At 61.4% G+C, this 16525-nt stretch carries 15 protein-coding genes; 5 read left to right on the forward strand and 10 right to left on the reverse strand.

Features of this window, described 5'->3' with window-relative positions:
- The 4 genes from EOC93_RS24965 to EOC93_RS24980 form a co-directional block, all read right to left on the reverse strand.
- The coding region (locus EOC93_RS24965) for a bifunctional UDP-sugar hydrolase/5'-nucleotidase (RefSeq protein ID WP_245461535.1) at window positions 1-1783 on the reverse strand (1783 nt) is incomplete at its 3' end.
- Between the two features lie 179 nt (window positions 1784-1962).
- A complete protein-coding gene (locus tag EOC93_RS24970; protein ID WP_095484234.1) occupies window positions 1963-2334 on the reverse strand; it encodes a hypothetical protein in 372 nt (123 codons plus the stop codon).
- 197 nt (window positions 2335-2531) lie between these two features.
- Window positions 2532-3977, reverse strand: a complete 1446-nt coding sequence (locus EOC93_RS24975) for a homospermidine synthase (RefSeq protein WP_095484071.1) — start codon at window positions 3975-3977, stop codon at window positions 2532-2534.
- Between the two features lie 369 nt (window positions 3978-4346).
- Window positions 4347-5255 carry a LysR family transcriptional regulator gene (locus EOC93_RS24980; RefSeq protein ID WP_127205932.1) on the reverse strand — a complete coding sequence of 303 codons (909 nt, stop codon included), beginning with the start codon at window positions 5253-5255 and terminating at the stop codon, window positions 4347-4349.
- Window positions 5256-5423: 168 nt separating this feature from the next.
- On the opposite strand from EOC93_RS24980, the gene EOC93_RS24985 reads away from it, so the two are divergent.
- Window positions 5424-5849, forward strand: a complete 426-nt coding sequence (locus tag EOC93_RS24985) for a nuclear transport factor 2 family protein (protein WP_127205933.1) — start codon at window positions 5424-5426, stop codon at window positions 5847-5849.
- A gap of 253 nt (window positions 5850-6102) precedes the next feature.
- Here the strand turns inward: EOC93_RS24985 and EOC93_RS24990 are convergent, their stop codons facing one another.
- Window positions 6103-7152 carry a LacI family DNA-binding transcriptional regulator gene (locus EOC93_RS24990; protein WP_127205934.1) on the reverse strand — a complete coding sequence of 350 codons (1050 nt, stop codon included), beginning with the start codon at window positions 7150-7152 and terminating at the stop codon, window positions 6103-6105.
- 195 nt (window positions 7153-7347) lie between these two features.
- On the opposite strand from EOC93_RS24990, the gene EOC93_RS24995 reads away from it, so the two are divergent.
- Both EOC93_RS24995 and EOC93_RS25000 read left to right on the forward strand, forming a co-directional pair.
- A complete protein-coding gene (locus tag EOC93_RS24995; RefSeq protein ID WP_095484075.1) occupies window positions 7348-7674 on the forward strand; it encodes a hypothetical protein in 327 nt (108 codons plus the stop codon).
- Window positions 7675-7810: 136 nt separating this feature from the next.
- Window positions 7811-8254: a DUF6640 family protein gene (locus tag EOC93_RS25000; protein WP_127205935.1), complete on the forward strand. Its 444-nt coding sequence runs from the start codon at window positions 7811-7813 to the stop codon at window positions 8252-8254.
- 160 nt (window positions 8255-8414) lie between these two features.
- Here the strand turns inward: EOC93_RS25000 and EOC93_RS25005 are convergent, their stop codons facing one another.
- On the reverse strand, window positions 8415-8795 hold the full coding sequence (locus tag EOC93_RS25005; RefSeq protein WP_095484236.1) for a Fur family transcriptional regulator: 381 nt from the start codon (window positions 8793-8795) through the stop codon (window positions 8415-8417).
- A gap of 262 nt (window positions 8796-9057) precedes the next feature.
- Between EOC93_RS25005 and aztC the strand changes: the two genes are divergently transcribed.
- Both aztC and aztD read left to right on the forward strand, forming a co-directional pair.
- Window positions 9058-10044 carry a zinc ABC transporter substrate-binding protein AztC gene (aztC, locus tag EOC93_RS25010; RefSeq protein ID WP_126105132.1) on the forward strand — a complete coding sequence of 329 codons (987 nt, stop codon included), beginning with the start codon at window positions 9058-9060 and terminating at the stop codon, window positions 10042-10044.
- 78 nt (window positions 10045-10122) lie between these two features.
- Window positions 10123-11334 (forward strand): zinc metallochaperone AztD, encoded by a 1212-nt coding sequence (aztD, locus tag EOC93_RS25015; protein WP_245461536.1) that lies wholly within the window; start codon window positions 10123-10125, stop codon window positions 11332-11334.
- Window positions 11335-11467: 133 nt separating this feature from the next.
- On the opposite strand, the gene EOC93_RS25020 is transcribed toward aztD, so the two are convergent.
- The 4 genes from EOC93_RS25020 to EOC93_RS25035 form a co-directional block, all read right to left on the reverse strand.
- Complete coding sequence (locus tag EOC93_RS25020; protein WP_127205937.1) at window positions 11468-12130, reverse strand: aminotransferase class IV family protein; 663 nt, start codon at window positions 12128-12130, stop codon at window positions 11468-11470.
- Window positions 12079-13224, reverse strand: coding sequence for an aminodeoxychorismate synthase component I (locus EOC93_RS25025; RefSeq protein ID WP_127205938.1), 1146 nt, complete (start codon window positions 13222-13224; stop codon window positions 12079-12081). The genes EOC93_RS25020 and EOC93_RS25025 overlap by 52 nt, the downstream gene beginning before the upstream one ends.
- 173 nt (window positions 13225-13397) lie before the next feature.
- Window positions 13398-14135 (reverse strand): proton-conducting membrane transporter, encoded by a 738-nt coding sequence (locus EOC93_RS25030; RefSeq protein ID WP_127205939.1) that lies wholly within the window; start codon window positions 14133-14135, stop codon window positions 13398-13400.
- 375 nt (window positions 14136-14510) lie between these two features.
- The gene (locus tag EOC93_RS25035) at window positions 14511-16352 is read right to left on the reverse strand and encodes a M3 family oligoendopeptidase (protein WP_164759269.1); all 1842 of its coding nucleotides are present in this window, start codon (window positions 16350-16352) and stop codon (window positions 14511-14513) included.
- Window positions 16353-16525: the final 173 nt, after the last annotated feature.

The raw sequence follows: 16525 nt of genomic DNA on the forward strand, positions 1-16525 counted from the left end.
GGGCGGGTTCCGCCGGGACCCCCGGTGGCGTCGTGGCGATGTCGCTTGAACCCGCCGGGGGTTCGGGCATCGCCGGCTCCGCAGTTGCGGCTGGAGCCGTTTCTGACGGTTTTGCGGGCTCGGCCGGTGCGGGCGCAGCCTCGGCCGGCTTGGCCGGTTCCGCAGCGGCGGCCACCGCGGCCTCGGTGATGCGGCCATCGAGCTTCGGCGTATAGGGCCGATGCGCGCTGAGATAATCGGCGACCACCTGTTCGAGGCCCGGACCGTAATCATAGGCGTTCTTGGCCTTGTCGGCGAACACCTTGTAGCCGTCGCCGCCCTGGCGCACATAGTTGTTGGTGGCGACTAGGTAATCCTTGTCTGGATTGATCGGGGTCCACGCGCCGCCTTCCATGACCTCGACCGACTTGACGCGCCCGGCATTCGGGGCGGCCGATTTGTCGAATGAATACTTCAGGCCGGCAACCTGCGGGAAGCGTCCGGCACCGTCCTCGATCTGGCTGAGACCGTTCTCGAGCCCGGCAACCAGATCCTTGCCGGAAATCTGGAAGGTCGCCAATGTGTTCTGGAATGGCAGCACGTTCAGCACTTCGCCCATGGTGACGGTGCCCTGATCGATCGAGGCGCGCAGACCGCCGCCATTCGAGATGACGATCTCGACGCCCTGGTCCTTGACGCGGTCGAGGACGGCATCGGAGACGAGGTTGCCCATCTCGCACTCGCGGGTGCGGCAATTCTCACGGCTGCCGTCGATCGCCTTGGTGGTTTCGGCGACCTCCTGGTTCTTCAACGCCTCGATCGGCGCGCCGAGTTCTTTAATGCGGGCAAGCACGGCGGGATCAGGCGTGATCAACTTGTCGAGGTAGATCGGGTCACCACTGGCTTGCTTGACGATGCCGTTGTCGTCGAACACGACCTTGAATTCGCCGAGATATTTCGAATAGGACGCCGCCTGGACGACCGGCACTTGGTAGCCGTCCGGATTGTCGACCATCGTCGGGTAGGGGCCTTCAGCCTTGGGGTCGGTGTTGGACAGCAGCGAGTGACTGTGGCCGCCGACCACCACGTCGACACCCGGGATCTTGGCGATGACGTCGCGCTCGCGCTTGTAACCGATATGGGTGACCGCGATGATCTTGTTGACGCCTTCTCCCTTCAGTTTTTCGACCTCTGATGTGATCGACTTGACGTCGTCTTCGATCTTGACGTTAGGGCCTGGCGAAGCGAGCTCCGGCGTGTCGTTGGTGACCGCGCCGACGATGCCGATCTTCTGACCGCCGACCTCGATGACGATCGACGGCTTTACGCGGTCACCGAGTTTGGATTGCGCGTTGGCCTTCACATTGGCGCCGAGCACCGGAATCTGGATCATATCGAGGAACGGCGCAAGCGCCGCCTCGCCGTCGTCGAACTCGTGATTGCCGACCCCCATGGCGTCGAATTTCATCTGGTTGAGGAATTCGCCTTCGGTCTTGCCCTTGTAGGTTATGTAGAAGAGCGAGCCCTGGAAATTATCGCCGGCGCTGAGCAGCAGCACGTTCTGGCCTTCCAGCTTCTTGCGCTCCTGGGCGATCGCCGTGATCAGCCGCGCCGCGCCGCCGATGCACTCGCCCTTGGTCTCCTCTTCGGCCGAGCAGGTCGATTCATATTTATTGTTGCTTTCGATGCGGCTGTGCCAGTCGTTGATGTGCAGGATGTTCAGTGTGTAGTCGGCAAAGGACACGCCGGCCGACAGACCAAGCGCGGAGGCCGAAAGGGCGGCAATGGCGGCGATCTTCTTCATTTTCGTCTCCCCGATGACCTGTTTAACGCCCTTGCTTGACTGCAACATAACAGCCAGCTTTTTTGCCATGTTCACATCGCGTTTCGGCCGATGCAAGCAGAATCGGGGTCAGCTTTGCCGGCGCAAAAAAGACGGCGGCCTGAGGCCGCCGTCCTTTGCAAAAGCAGTTCAGTGTGGGCTCAGGTGCGCCGCGTCAGCACAAAATTCTGCCCGCTCGCGCTGGTGCAATTGAGCTGCGAGGTGGAGATCAACAAGCAGTTGAAGCTGATGGGCGTCTGGCGGATCAGCGAAGTGCCTTTGATCTCGACCGAAGTGCCGCCGGTCATCGTGTAGCTACCGTCGGCAAGTTTCTGGCCGGTGTCGGTCGCGACGGTGTTGAAGCCACCGCCGGCGAAGGTCGACAGGCCCGTGCCTTGCGCATCGATCCATGAGCCTTCGACCGGGCTCCGTGCGGCCAATGGCGGCCCGCCCGGGCCGGCGGTGGTGCATGCCGCCAAGGCGGCAGCGGCCGCGACAATGCCGGCCGAAAGCAGTTTGCGCGCAATCGTCATCATCAAGATCCTCTCCTCTCGCATCGGCCCGAAAATCGATCCGGTTTTCGGAACGCACGATGCGCACATTCAAAGCACTAGAGCATACTTTTTGCGCCCAAATGGACGCACGTCGCGCTAGGTCGCCTTCCTTCAATCGCCCGATTTCCAGGCGATTGCAAGGTAGTGAGGCATCGCTATCGAATGAGGATGTTGCACTATCGAACGAGGATGTTGCGGAATTGCCATGGGTCGTTTTTGTCGAGGTCTTCCGGAAACAGACCAGGGCGGTTATCGAGCGGCGTCCAGTCGGTGTAGTAGCCCTTGATCGGCCCGAGATAGGGGGACTGCACTTCCAGGCAGCGCCTGTAGTCCATCTCGTCGGCCTCGACGATGCCAGCCTCGGGATTTTCCAGCGCCCAGACCATGCCCGCCAGCACCGCAGACGTGACCTGCATGCCCGTGGCGTTCTGATAAGGCGCCAGCTTGCGCGCTTCCGCCAGCGACAGTTGCGAGCCGTACCAATAGGCGTTCTTATCGTGGCCGTAGAGTAGCACGCCGAGCTCGTCGACACCGTCGACCAGTTCATTTTCGTCGAGCACGTGATGCACGGCTTGCGCCTTGCCGGCGGCGCCGAACATCTCGTGCAGCGACAGCACGGCGTCGTTGCAGGGGTGGTAGGCGTAGTGGCAGGTCGGGCGATATTGAACCTTGCCCTTCTTACCGCGCAGGGTGAAGAAGTCGGCGATCGAAATCGACTCGTTGTGCGTCACCAGGAAGCCGTATTGCGGTCCAGGCGTCGGGCACCAACTGCGCACGCGTGTGTTGGCGCCCGGCTGCTCCAGAAAGATCGCGGCCTTCGAGCCGTGCTTGTGCTTCTTGGCGTTCTTCGGCATCCACGTCTCATGCGTGCCCCAGCCGAGCTCTGCCGGTTGCAACCCTTCCGAGATGAAACCTTCGACCGACCAGGTGTTCCAGAACACATCCATCGGCTTCGGCTTCTTGGTGCGCTGGGTGTCGCGCTCGGCGATGTGGATGCCCTTGACGCCGGCCTTCTTCATCAGCCTCGCCCAGCCTTCGCGATCATGCTGCGCGGGCTCCGAGAACTCGAGGCCAAGATCGGTGGCGAGGTTGACCAGCGCCTGCTTGACGAACCACGAGACCATGCCGGGATTGGCGCCGCAGGTGGAGATTGCGGTCGCACCGCCGGGGTGCGCGTGCTTTTCTTCGATCATGGATTCACGCAGCGCGTAATTGCTGCGGCTGGCATTGTCGGCCTTGGCGTCGAAATAGAAGCCGAGCCATGGCTCGACGACGGTATCGATGTAAAGCACACCCAGCTTGCGACAGAGCCGCATCAAATCCACTGAGCCGGTGTCGACCGACAGGTTGACGCAAAAGCCCTGGCCGCCATCTTTGGTCAGCAGCGGCGTCAGCAGCTTCTTGTAGTTTTTCCTTGTCACCGCATCCTGCATGAATGTGATGCCGCGCTCGTCGAGCAGCTTGCGGTCGGTATCGCGTGGGTCGATGACCGTCATGCGCGACTTGTCGAACTTGAAATGGCGCTCGATCAGCGGCAGCGTTCCCCGTCCGATCGAGCCGAAGCCGATCATCACGACAGGGCCGGTGATCTCGCCGTAAACGGGCCAGTTTTCATTCGCCATTTATTGATTACTCCCTCAGATAGGCTGAAAAGCCGGGCAAACAGACGCAAAGCGGAGCATTTTTTTGCCCGACCGCCACGCGCTACAACCACAGATCATTGTCATAAACCAGTGAAAAGCGCCAACCGCGGCTACGCTGCGTTGGCGACGTGGTTAAGGCCGAAACCGTGGATGGGCGAAGCTCAAGATCGGCTTTTCTCGCTTCCGCAGCAACCGACGTCCGTTAGGCCGCAATGGCGGGGAGCCTATCCGGGCAACCGTGATGAGGTCGAACGGATGTTCGCGGAGTCCGGAGCTTCATCTTCGCACGCCGGACTGCATTAGGGTGGCATTTCGCCCGCTCCTGCAAACGCCCCGCCCACGGGAAGCTCAATCCCTTGGCGCTTGTCCTTCGATCAAAGTCTTGCGCCGAGCAAGCTGGTTGGCCAGGAAGTCGAGAACCGTACGAATCCGGGTCACTCGCCTGAGGTCCGGGTGGGTGAGCAGCCACAAGGCCGCCTCCATGTCCGCCAGAGGTCCACGCACCCGCCTAAGGTCGGGATCCTGATCTGCCAGGTAGCAAGGTAGCGCGGCGACCCCCATGCCAGCATGTGCGGCGGCCTGCAGGGCCAGGAGCGAATTTGCGCGGTGGACGATCCGATCCTCGGCGACGTTCTGCTTAAGCCATCTCGCCGACTGGAGATGGGCAAGGCTCTCCTCAAAACCTATCCAATCGAAGTCCGGCAGGGGTGCGTCAAGGGGGCGCCGCGCCAGATAGGCTGGCGAAGCGTATGGCGCAGTCGCCAGTTTGGCGAGTTTCCTTCCGACCAAGTTGTCGGGCGGTGCGCTAACCGGCCTGATTGCGATGTCGGCGTCTCTTTTCGACAGCGTGAAGAACGAGTTGTCGACAATGAGTTCGATCATGATCTCCGGTCGTTCCTGGGCCAATACGGTAAAGATCGGACCGAGCAGCTCGACCAAAGTGTCGGCGGTGGTCACCCTTACTGTTCCAGATGGCCGCAAATCCTGGCCAGCCAGGCGGCGCTCAAGATCGGTCAGATCGTCCAAGACGCGGGTGGCTGTAATGAGGGCGATTTCGCCGGCCAGGGTGAGCGTGTATCCATCACGAGCACGCTCGAACAGATGTGCTCCCAAACGCCCTTCCATCGCGCCCAACCGTCGAAAAGCAGTTGAGTGGTCAACGCCCAAATGGCGGGCCGCCGCACTCAGGCTGCCGGCCTCTCCGATGGCGCGTATCAGGCGCAGGTCCGACAGTTCAAAGAGTCTTTGAGTCAGCACAGCCAGACCTCCAAGTCCGGAATCCAACGGGATGCCTCATCAAGCCGATTGCCTCTGTCCGCTCGTTCTTGCGGAAACTGCAAGCTCTGCTTTCATTCTTGCCGGGTGTTTTTGCAAAACATGAAGACAAATATAGCTTGTAGCACATAACCACGGAAGGAGATCGACATGGGCGCTCCCTCGCCAGAACTCTGCAATCTGTGGCTGGCACGCGCCTTCAATGCGCACGACGTGAGTGCAGCAATAGCGATGTATCATCCTGCCGCATCAATCGTTCAGGTGGATCAGGTCCACGGTGGCACAACGATCGCGCGCGGCGCCGACGCCATTCGCGAAACCATGGCCGCCTACGTCGGCATGAACCCGCATATGGATGTCGTCACACACCACACCACGATTGCCGGCGACTTCGCGATGACGCGATCGCAATGGCTGATCAAAGGCGTGGATCAAAATGGCAAGCCGATCGAAGTGCATCATCACGGTATGGAGGTGCACCGGAAGCTGCCGGATGGCACCTGGGCCTTTTTTATCGACCATCCCTTCGCCGCAGACCCCGATTGGGCGGTCGAAGCGCCACCAAAAACGGACTAGGCTTGCCGCACCTTAAGGCCTCACGCTTGGCACGGACGCGTCCCTTCGGGATCGGGCTCCATTCGCGGCGTGCACAAATGCGGTAACTTCCGTTCGATCCGCCCATACGTTCAAAGCCGCTTGCACAGCACGGCGAAATACTGATCGTCACGCTTGGATGACCATAAGCGAATGTCGCCAAGGATAGGCTTCAGTCTCGCCAGTGGCTGCGTAACCGCGGCGTGCGCACCACGCCAGCAACGCGCGCGCCCGTTCAGCGGATTTTTGCCCTCGGCGCGGCTGTGGACGCCCGAACTACCAGTTCCACAGGCAGAACGACTTGGCGGGGTGGTTCATTGTCAAGAACCATGCGGGCGGCGAGCCTGCCTTTTCCGATCACGTCGTGCGCAATAGTCGTCAGCGGCGGCGTGGTGCGTGCGGATTCAGCAGTGCCATCGAAGCCAATGACCGATACATGGCCCGGCACCTCTATGCCGCGCCGAACCGCCTCGTCGAGTATTGTGATCGCTTGCCAGTCCGACATGGTCAGGATTGCGGTGGCTTCCGGGACATTGTCGAACACCACTGCTCCAACAGACGGATCGCCCGGCGTCGTCTCGATGATCGGGACATCGTCGATCGACAAATTCGCCTCCGCCAAACCCTGCTTGAAACCGTCGAGCCTTTCGTCGTCGAGCGGGAAGCCGGCCAGAAGCGGGCGCTTTGCCTGTCCGGGCATGTGGACGATCGGAGGGCCCGGAGTCCTCCGTATGGATAAGATGCCAAAATGCCGGTGCCCCAGCTCAGTCAGATGCCGGACGGCAGCAACCGCGCCACTTCTGCCGTCGATCTTTATCGAATTGATGTCGGGACCTGCATCGCTTTCGAGAATGACGAAGGGCAGGCGCCGTCGTTGTGCCGATGTTATGAGACCGATATCCGCGCTGTGACCAAGGATGAAGCCGTCAACGAGGGCCTCGCGGATGCTGGCGAAGCGCGTGTTGTCGGTGCCGTTCACAAGGCTTAGCGTCGTTCCGGCCTCGTCGCAGGCAAGCGAAGCGCCCAGCACCAGCTCGCGGCCATAGGGGCTTCTCATCACCTCGGCGATGGCGTAGGCGCCAGGCGGCATGAAGCCGATGGCATTGAACTTGCCGTCCCGCAGCAAACGTCCTTTCGGGTCGGGGCCGCCAAACCCGAGCGCCCGCGCGGCCGCTTCGACGCGCTCGCGCAATTCAGGCCTGACCAGCTCTGGCCGGTTGAAGACGTTGGAAACAGTCCCCCGGGAAACTCCGGCAGCCTTGCCGACATCGGCTAGGGTTGGCATTGGCGGTTCACTCGTTTCCTTTCAGTTAGACCATAATTTGGAGCGCTCCAAGAATTTTGTTGACTCGAAAGTGGAAAAGGCAGATCGTTTTTCTTGGAGCGCTCCAAATTGGTATATATGGCATTTTTTTGCAACTGAAGCACCGGTAGATTGCAAATAGCCTTGGTCACAAAGGCCAAGCCAGTGGAGGGAGTCATGGCAGAAACCAATATTTTTCCAGCCTCGCTTATCGGTAAGACTTTCGACTGCGTTTTCGGCGCGTTCGTGCCTCGGCTGACGTTTTTCTCGCCTGAGGAATTGCATGTGCAGGCGTCGATCGGAGCGGCCGAAATTGACGAGGTGGTCAAGATCGACATGACCAGCGTACGCCCGAACCTCGTGCTCATGAGCTGGACGGAGCGAAGCGGCAACTTCATTGTGCAGCTGCAGGATCACGAGAATGGGATCGTCCACAATTATGCACGTCTGGCCGATGGGCAGCTTTTCTGTGCCCAAGGCGCCATTCAATCCGTTCCGGCATGACGCTACCCGCGCCGCTGCCCGGCAAGGTGGACGTCGGCCTGCGGCCCGACGTACCGTCGGTTCCCGTTGAGGGCAGTCCGGACGCCAAACTGCTGAAGTGCCGTCATCGATTTCGCCAATGAAGGAGGAAAGTGCGATGGAACTTGCCTACGACAGTCATCTGCTTGCCCGAATTCTTCTGAGCGTTGCGACGGTGGGCTACGGTGTGGTGACAATCAAAGCCGACTTGAACGCAACACACGCCACTAATCCGCTGTGGACTCCGCACGCCCGGTTTCACGTCGTCTGGCAAGTGCTGAGCTACACCGGGGTCGCGCTGATTGCGCTGGGACTTATCTGGATTGCAGGGCCACTCGAAGCCGAGCGGCTCTATCTCGCCGGCGGATTGGGCGCCGCCATGTATGGAGCGTTCTTCGTGGCCATGCTCTCACGACCGATCTATGGCGGCGTGCTCTATGACGAGAACGGCTACCTGCCATTCCGACCGCCGTTCGGACCAGCAGGCTGGCGGTGGGATGTCAATGTCACGGTCTTTACCGCGATGTCGGCGATCCTGCTGCTAGGCCTGGCCGCAATTTAGGACAGCGCCAGCGCCTTGAGCCGAGCGACCAGCCGGTGACGCTCGTCGGTCATGCCCTTCTAGTCGAGTTGGGCAAGGTCGAGCGCCAGCAGTTGCGCGGCGAAAGATGCGGCGAGCATTGCCGGCGCCGAGAAAACCGGTGAGCACGAAGACGGGCATCTCATCCATGCGCGCAAGACTCGCATAGACCCGAGAGCTCCACCGTGGCCGACTTGGTTCGGAAGCCCTGCCGTCGGGCAATCCGGCGCAGCACCCGCTCCAATGCCGGATCGTGAACTTCACTTGCTCGCCCGCAATTCGCGCAGATAGCAAAGGCGGCGCGCCCATGGGTGCATTCGCCATGGACGCAAAGCGCGAACGCGCTCAGGCTCTCGATCCGGTGGATCAGGCCCTCCTCGATGAGCCGATCCAGGGCGCGATAGATCTGTAGCGGTGAGCGGAGTCCTTCCTGGCGAAGGAGCCCAAGCAATTCGTAGGCCCCCATCGGTCTGTCGGAGCGCGTCAGCGCGTCGAGAACCAACTGCTGATTACGTCCAGGCATCCGTTGTTCCTTCGTGTTCCACGCAGTTTCGAGCACAATGGCGACCAATTGTTATAGTATAACGTTTTCGGTTGACGAACGTGATAACATAACATAACGGATCGTCAAGAGCGGGATCGAATGGTGGCTGTGTGACCTTTCAAGACCTGACGCTGAGCTACAACGGTCCCCCGCCATGCATCACCTCGACGGGATCGTCCGGCCTGCCATGTGCGTCCGGCATGTCTCCCACAGAACCGCTTGAACAGAAGGAGTTGATCGAATGTCCAGGACGCTGAAGCTTGCCGCCTTGGTGGGCGTCATAACATCGTTGCCAATCACCCTGTCGGTGGCTGCGGCCGAGAACCTCAAAGTTGTCGCGAGTTTCTCGATCATCGCCGATTTCGCCAGGAATGTCGGCGGCGACCGTGTCGACATCATCGCGCTGGTCGGTCCGAATGGTGACGCCCATGTCTACGAGCCGAAGCCGGCGGACGCGGCCGCCGTTGGTTCGGCCGACGTGGTGCTGGTCAACGGCCTCCAGTTCGAGGGCTTCCTCCAGCGTCTCGTCGAGGCGAGCGCCACGAAGGCGCCGATCGTGGAATTGACCAAAGGCGGCGAGGTGTTGCGCAACACCGAGGAAGAGCATCACCATGATCACGATAACGCCGCCAAGGGCGAGGAAGGGCACGCTGCGGAGGCGGAAGAGGGCCATGAGGAACCGCACCACCATCACGGCGAGTCCGATCCCCATGCATGGCAATCCGTGCATAACGCTGAGGTCTATGTGAAGAACATCGCCAACGCCTTCTGTGCCGCCGATGCAGCCGGCTGTGACACCTATCGGGCCAATGCTGAATCATATGGCGAGCAGATCGAGGCGCTGGAAGAGGAGATCAAGGCTGCTGTAGCCGAAATCCCCGAGGGCAAGCGCACGATCATCACCTCCCACGACGCCTTTGGGTATTTTGAGCACGAATACGGCATAAAATTCCTCGCGCCGGAGGGCCTCTCCACCGAATCTGAAGCCTCAGCCGCCGACGTCGCGGCCCTCATCAAACAGATCAGGCAAGACAAGGCTTCGGCAATCTTCGTGGAAAACGTCACCAATCCCCGCCTGATCGAGCAGATCGCCAGCGAGACAGGCCTGAAAGTCGGCGGTGAACTCTACTCCGACGCCCTGTCGGGCGAGAACGGCCCGGCCGCGACCTATATCGAGATGATGCGGCACAACATCACGACGATCAAAGGCGCGATCCTCGCAAGCTGATCGCCACGATGGAAAGGCGGAGCAATCCGCCTTTTCGTTGACCACAATCGGTTATGTAATAACATCAAGGAGAATATCGTGAGCACAAATTGGGCGTCAGCCACGGCCATCGCGCTGCTTCTGTCTGTATCAACAAGTGCTGCCCATGCCGAGGAGGTAACCGCCTGGCGCCTCTTTATCTCGGACCACGCGGATCCGAAGGTGACCGTAATCGATGCGGTCAATGGCGGAAAGCTCGACACGTTCCAGATCAAAGGGCCGGCGTCGCTCCATCGCAGCGAAAGCGGCCGGACCGTGTTCGCCGTGCAGGGCTCGGCCGGCGTCGTTACCGGGATCGCGAGCGGCATTTCCTTCGAGGACCACGGCGAACACGGCGACATCGACGTCGAAGCGCCGAAGCTTGCCGGCGTCGAGATCGTAGGCGAGAAGCCGTCGCATTTCGTCGAGCATGACGGAGATTTCGCCGTTTTTTTCGACGGCGAAGGTGTCGCCCGTATCATCTCCGAGAAAGCCGTCCTGGAAGGCAAATCGGATTTCAGGGAAGTGAAGACGGACGCGCCGCAGCACGGCGTCGCAGTCGCCTATGGCTCCCATGTCCTCCTGTCGGAGCCGAACAGGGAAAAGCCGGACGAACTCCCGGTCGGCATCAGGGTCGCTGACAAAGCTGGCGCGCAGGTCGGCGGCATCCACGCCTGCCCCGACCTTCACGGGGAGGCATCTTCCGGCAATATCCTGGCTTTCGCCTGTGCGACCGGCCTGCTTGTCGTCACCCAACGCGACGGCACCCCGGCGATCCGCCATCTGCCCTATGCCGACAGCCTGCCGGACGGCAAAACGACAACTCTGATCGGCGGCAGAGGCCTGCAATATTTCCTCGGCAACTACGGTGCCGACAAGGTGGTGCTGATCGATCCGACACTCGAGAGCGACGCATTCCGGCTGATCGGCCTTCCAACGCGCCGCGTGCATTTCGCGGTCGATCCCGTTCGTGCGAAGTTCGCCTACGTCTTCACCGAGGACGGCCAGCTTCACCAGATCGACGTGGTGAAGGGGGAGATCGCAAACTCACTCAAGCTGACCGATCCCTATTCGATGGATGGCCACTGGAGCGACCCGAGGCCGCGTGTCGCGGTCGCCGGCGACAGGATCGTGGTCACGGATCCTTTGCAAGGTGTGTTGCATCTCGTTGACGCGACGTCGTTCGAGAAGACCGGTGACATTGCTGTCGAAGGCAAACCCTTCAACATCGTTTCCGTCGGCGGCTCCGGTCAGACCCACGAAGGCGAATAGTCGCTCCTCCCAAGCGGCTGCCGCGCGTCCGGCCCACTCTATCCCGGGCCGGACGCATTTTCCCCGACGCGCAAGGGAAAGCCATGATCGAGACACAGCCATCGGCGTCGTCCGGTGCCTTATCGGTTGCGTTTCAGCCCAGCCGCGCCGGGATCAATCCGCGCAGCGAATTGCCGACAAACAGCGCCTTGGCCGATTTCAAGTCATCCAAGGTGTAGATTGCTTCGCGGGCACGACCTTCATCCAGCAATTCGCCACGCAACACGCCAGGCAGCAGGCCGCAATCGAGCCGCGGCGTTGCCAGCACTCCGCCGCCGAAATCGGCAAAGAGATTGGTGATCGTGCCCTCACAGATTTCGTCACGCTCGTTGGCCAGCAGCACCTCGTCGGCGCGGCTAATCAGATATTCGGCTCGCGCCCGCTGATAGGTATCCCGGCGGCTCGTCTTGTGGCGCAGCAGCGTGTCGCTCGAATCGAGCCGCACCCGCGCCAGTTGCAGTCTCCACACCTTGTCGGCTGCATGCGGCTCATAAGGCAGCGCCGAGACCGTCACCTTGCCGCTGCGCGACAGGACAAGCCGTGTGCGCAAGGCTATGTCCGGCCGGTCGACGGCGTTCCTGAGCACCTCGCCGACCTTCTGCGGATCGCAGGCAAAACCCAGTTCGGCTGCCGAGCTGTAAAGGCGTGCCAAATGGCGGTCGAAACGGAGGAAGCCCTGGCCCGGCTGCCAGCGCATGGTTTCGATCAGGTCGAAATCGGCGGTGTTCCCGTCGCGTAACGCGCTTTCAGCAGGCACTCCTGATACTCCTCCTCGGCCGTCGAATCGAAGACGACGCCGCCACCGATATTGTAGACGGCCTCGCCACTGGAAAAGAGCGATATGGTGCGGATCGCTACCGAAAAGCGCATCGTGCCGCCGGGCGCGATCCAGCCGATGGCGCCGCAATAGACGTCGCGCGGCGTGCCTTCCAGATCGTGCAGGATTTCCATGGCACGGATTTTTGGGGCGCCGGTGATCGATCCGCATGGAAACAGCGCAGCGAAGATCTGGCGGATGGTGAGGTCGGGCAAGAGCTTGGCCCGCACGCGGCTCACCATCTGGTGGACGGTCGGGTAGCTCTCAATGCGGAAAAGCTCCGGCACCTCCAGCGTGCCGACCTCGCTGATCAGCGAGATGTCGTTGCGCAACAGATCGACGATCATCCGGTTCTCAGCCTGGTTCTTCTCGTCATTGAGCAAGAACGCCTTCAGCCGCTTGTCTTCCGCCTTGGTCGCGCCGCGCGGGGCGGTGCCCTTCATCGGATGGGTCTCGATCATGCCTTCGGCATCGATCTCGAAGAACAGTTCCGGCGAACGCGACAAAACGACCGGATCGCCGAGCGCGATCAGCGCGCCGTATTTCACCGGCTGGCGGTCCGTCAGCGCATCGAAGGCGGCCAGCGGGTCGCCCGACCACTGCGCATGAACCGGAAAGGTCAGATTGCCCTGATAGCAATCACCCTTGCGAATGTGATTGTGTAGCCGCGCAAAGCGTTTTGCGTAATCTTCTGAAGACCAGGCAGCCCTTGCGTCAAAGATCGGACCGTTGGTCGCCGGCGCGTGGCTGCGCACGACCGTCTGTTCGACAGGCGCGTCGAAGATCCCCAGGCAGACAAGCGGGGCGCGGCGTCCACCAGGCAGCAGTGGAACGAGCTTCGGCTCGAGCAGGTAGCCGGCCTCGTAGGAGAAATATCCGGCCAGCCATTTGCCGGCGTCATGCGCGGCCTGCGCAATTTCCAGCGCCGGCAGGAAATCCTCCGCCTCATGCGCTACGACGATGCCGGACGGACGGTCGAAAACGAGCTGATGCGCGCGCTCGTCATTCCGGAAAATTGCAGAGGGCAGGGACATGGGACTCGGATGCTGCGATCGATAACGCAAGCTATCGCTCTATATGGGGGCTCGATCGCGCGCAATCGAGAGAGCGGCGTCTCAAGACGCAAAGGCAGCGTTGGTGCAAAAGCAAACCGGCGGCACCTCGAGGGCGCCGCCAGTTTGTTATGTGCTCGATGCCGGCAGGCAATTCAGGTGTTGCTCGTGGTCCCCGCGGTTGGGAAGCGGCGCGCGAATTCTTTCTCGTCGCCGGCGGCAAGCAGCTTTGCCTGCTCGATCCAGCGCTCACGCTCGATGCGGCCGTCGAACTGGAGAACGTCTTCGATCCGCTTGATATCCGCCGCCGTCCAGGCGGCGATCTGAGCGTAGGTCCTGACCCCAAGGCCGTGCAGCTTCCGCTCGTTGACCGGGCCGATGCCGATCAAGCGACGCAGACTGTCGGGCTTGCCCGCTGGCGCTGTTGCCTTGCCTGCGGTGACTTTCTTTGCCGCCGGCGCAGCCTTGTTGGCTGTGGCGCTCGTTTTCGACACGGCCGCTTTCGACGCACTTGCCGCTGGCGCGGCTGCCGCCTTGGCGGCCGCCGGTTTCTTGGACGAGGTCTTTGCCGGCGTCGATTTGGCCGGCGCGGTCTTTGCCGGCGCCGACGTCGACATCAATGCCGACGGTGCCGGGATTGCTGCCTTTGTCGCGCCGGTCTTGGCGCCTTGTGCCTCGGCCGACTGGCGCTCCAGGTCGGCGCGGGCGCCACGGCATACATCCAGCTCACCGGTCAGGCGGTCGGCATCGGCGCGCAGCCTGTCGCGCTCGCTGCGCGTGCGGTCCATGTCACCGCGCAGGCTGTCGAGCTCGCCACGCAGGCGTCCCCAGATGAACCAGCCAACCAACACACCTACCAAGAACGCCAGGAGCATGTAGAAAAAAGTGCCCATTGTCTCTCTCTCCAGTCCGATCCGTCTGCCGTGGCCTGGAGTGGTGACCTTGGCACAAGGACCATTCGATGGTGGCTCCGCTGTTCGCGGAACAGCCGGCTTAAATCGAGCTGTCGGCGACCGGCTTTTCCTGCCATGGCCAACGGCCGCTGTCGCATTCGCCGAAGCGCCATGACCGGCCGGAGATTTTTTCCTGGCCTGAGCCCCGCGCCCGACTGAGCTTGAGGCGGGACGCTATCATACAGCTTCCGGAAAGCTAACGGAAAATTTCACGGAGAGTTATTTAAGAACATATATTTAGGGCAAGAATAGAACGGCCCGAATATGCATTGCGGCTAAACTGTTCTGCCGGCCCCGGATGTTCAGCGCTGTGTATCAATTGTCCAAAGCTTCGAGCTCGTCGATCAGGCCGCCGATCACGCCAAGTCCGATCTGCCAGAAGGCAGGGTCGGTGGCGTCAAGGCCGAAGGGCGCAAGGAGCTCGGAATGATGCTTGGTGCCGCCGGCGCGCAGCATGGTAAAATATTTCTCCTGAAAGCCACGCTCTGCATTCTGATAGACCGCATAGAGCGAATTCACCAGGCAGTCGCCGAAAGCATAAGCGTAGACGTAGAAGGGCGAATGGATGAAGTGCGGGATGTAGGTCCAGAACACCTCGTAACCCTCGCGCAGCTTGATCGCCGGCCCGAGGCTTTCCGCCTGCACTTCCAACCAGAACTGGCCGAGCCTGTCGGATGTCAATTCGCCGTTCTTGCGCTCGGCATGCACCTTGCGTTCGAATTCGTAGAAAGCGATCTGGCGAACGACCGTGTTGATCATGTCCTCGACCTTCTGGGCGAGCATGGCCTTGCGCTCGCGCTTGTCCGTGGTCTGGTCGAGCAGCGAGCGGAAGGTCAGCATCTCGCCGAAGACGGATGCCGTCTCGGCCAGCGTCAGCGGCGTCGAAGCCATCAGCGCGCCCTGGCCTGCGGCCAGCACCTGGTGCACGCCATGGCCAAGCTCATGCGCCAGCGTCATCACGTCGCGCGGCTTGCCCATGTAGTTGAGCAGAACATAGGGATGCGCCGACGGCACGGTCGGATGCGCGAAGGCGCCCGGCGACTTGCCCGGCCTGACCGGCGCGTCGATCCAGTTGCGGTCGAAGAAAACCCGGGCGATCTCCGCCATCTCAGGTGAAAAGCGCTGATAGGCGGAAAGCACCGTGTTCTTGGCCTCGTCCCAACCGATGACCGCTTGCGGGGTGTCCGGCAACGGCGCATTGCGGTCCCAGTGGTTCATCACGTCCATGCCGAGCCAGCGCGCCTTCATCGCATAGTAGCGGTGCGACAGGCGCGGATAAGCGTCGCGAACGGCAGAGGCCAGCGCGTCCACCACGCTGCGCTCGACGCGGTTGGCGAGATGGCGCGAATCGGCGATGTCCTCGAAGCCACGCCAGCGGTCGGAAATCTCCTTGTCCTTGGCCAGCGTGTTGGTGACCAGCGTGAACGTGCGCAGATTCTTGCGGAAGGTTGCGGCCAGCGCTTCAGAGGCTCGGCGGCGCACCTCGCCATCGGCGTGCTGGAGGCGGTTCAGCGCCGGCTCCCGCGTCAGTTCCTCGCCATCGATGTCGAAGCGCAGATCGGTCATGGTCTCGTCGAACAGGCGGTTCCAGGCGCCGCGTCCGGTAATCGACTTCTCGTGGAAAAGTTGCTCGACCCGATCCTCGAGCTGGTAGGGTTTGTCCATGCGCAGATCGAGCACCCACGGCCGGTAGTGAGCGAAGGCGGGATCGGCAGCAAGTGCCGTCTCGATCGCGGCATCGTCGATGAGGTTCAGTTCGAGCGCGAAAAACAGAAGATGCGCGCTGGCGTCGGTCATCTTCTCCTGAATGTCGCCATAGAGCTTGGCGCGCTGCGGATCCGCGGTGTTGCCGGCATAGATCAGCCCGGCATAGGAGACGATCCGGCCGATCAGTTCCTCCAGCGCCTCATAGGCGGCAAGCGCCTCGCCCAGCCTGCCACCGTCGCCGCGTTCCGCCTCTGCGGCGAGCGTGCCCTTCCAGCGGCTCTCGAAGTTGATGGCATCGGCTGCCGCCTTGGCGATGTCGCGCTTCAGCTCGGGGGCTTCCATACGCGAATAGAGATCGCCGAGATTCCATTCCGGCAGATCGCCAAGCTCCGCCGCACCCTGACCGGACGACGACGCCGCCGCAAGCTGCCGACCAAAAACCATGCGCATTGCCGATACTTTCCAGATTGCAAGACTCAAGCGGCCAGACTCGAAGATTCAAAAGGGGAATGAGAAGCCGGTCAAATCCTAAGGAATTCGTTCACCGGGTTTTTTGAAACCTTGTTTAGAACCCTGTGCCAAGATGATCCATAGGGCGGATTGCCCCTCGGGTGGGCATATTG

This window comes from Mesorhizobium sp. M6A.T.Ce.TU.002.03.1.1 (genome assembly GCF_003997275.1).
Taxonomy (GTDB): Bacteria; Pseudomonadota; Alphaproteobacteria; order Rhizobiales; family Rhizobiaceae; genus Mesorhizobium; species Mesorhizobium mediterraneum.

What these genes read in the sequence shown, in the direction of transcription:
- EOC93_RS24970 (WP_095484234.1), bottom strand. Translation starts at nt 2,334, where the DNA reads ATGACGATTGCGCGCAAACTGCTTTCGGCCGGCATTGTCGCGGCCGCT.
- EOC93_RS24975 (WP_095484071.1), bottom strand. Translation starts at nt 3,977, where the DNA reads ATGGCGAATGAAAACTGGCCCGTTTACGGCGAGATCACCGGCCCTGTC.
- EOC93_RS24985 (WP_127205933.1), top strand. Translation starts at nt 5,424, where the DNA reads ATGGGCGCTCCCTCGCCAGAACTCTGCAATCTGTGGCTGGCACGCGCC.
- EOC93_RS24990 (WP_127205934.1), bottom strand. Translation starts at nt 7,152, where the DNA reads ATGCCAACCCTAGCCGATGTCGGCAAGGCTGCCGGAGTTTCCCGGGGG.
- EOC93_RS24995 (WP_095484075.1), top strand. Translation starts at nt 7,348, where the DNA reads ATGGCAGAAACCAATATTTTTCCAGCCTCGCTTATCGGTAAGACTTTC.
- EOC93_RS25000 (WP_127205935.1), top strand. Translation starts at nt 7,811, where the DNA reads ATGGAACTTGCCTACGACAGTCATCTGCTTGCCCGAATTCTTCTGAGC.
- EOC93_RS25005 (WP_095484236.1), bottom strand. Translation starts at nt 8,795, where the DNA reads ATGCCTGGACGTAATCAGCAGTTGGTTCTCGACGCGCTGACGCGCTCC.
- aztC (WP_126105132.1), top strand. Translation starts at nt 9,058, where the DNA reads ATGTCCAGGACGCTGAAGCTTGCCGCCTTGGTGGGCGTCATAACATCG.
- EOC93_RS25025 (WP_127205938.1), bottom strand. Translation starts at nt 13,224, where the DNA reads ATGTCCCTGCCCTCTGCAATTTTCCGGAATGACGAGCGCGCGCATCAG.
- EOC93_RS25030 (WP_127205939.1), bottom strand. Translation starts at nt 14,135, where the DNA reads ATGGGCACTTTTTTCTACATGCTCCTGGCGTTCTTGGTAGGTGTGTTG.
- EOC93_RS25035 (WP_164759269.1), bottom strand. Translation starts at nt 16,352, where the DNA reads ATGCGCATGGTTTTTGGTCGGCAGCTTGCGGCGGCGTCGTCGTCCGGT.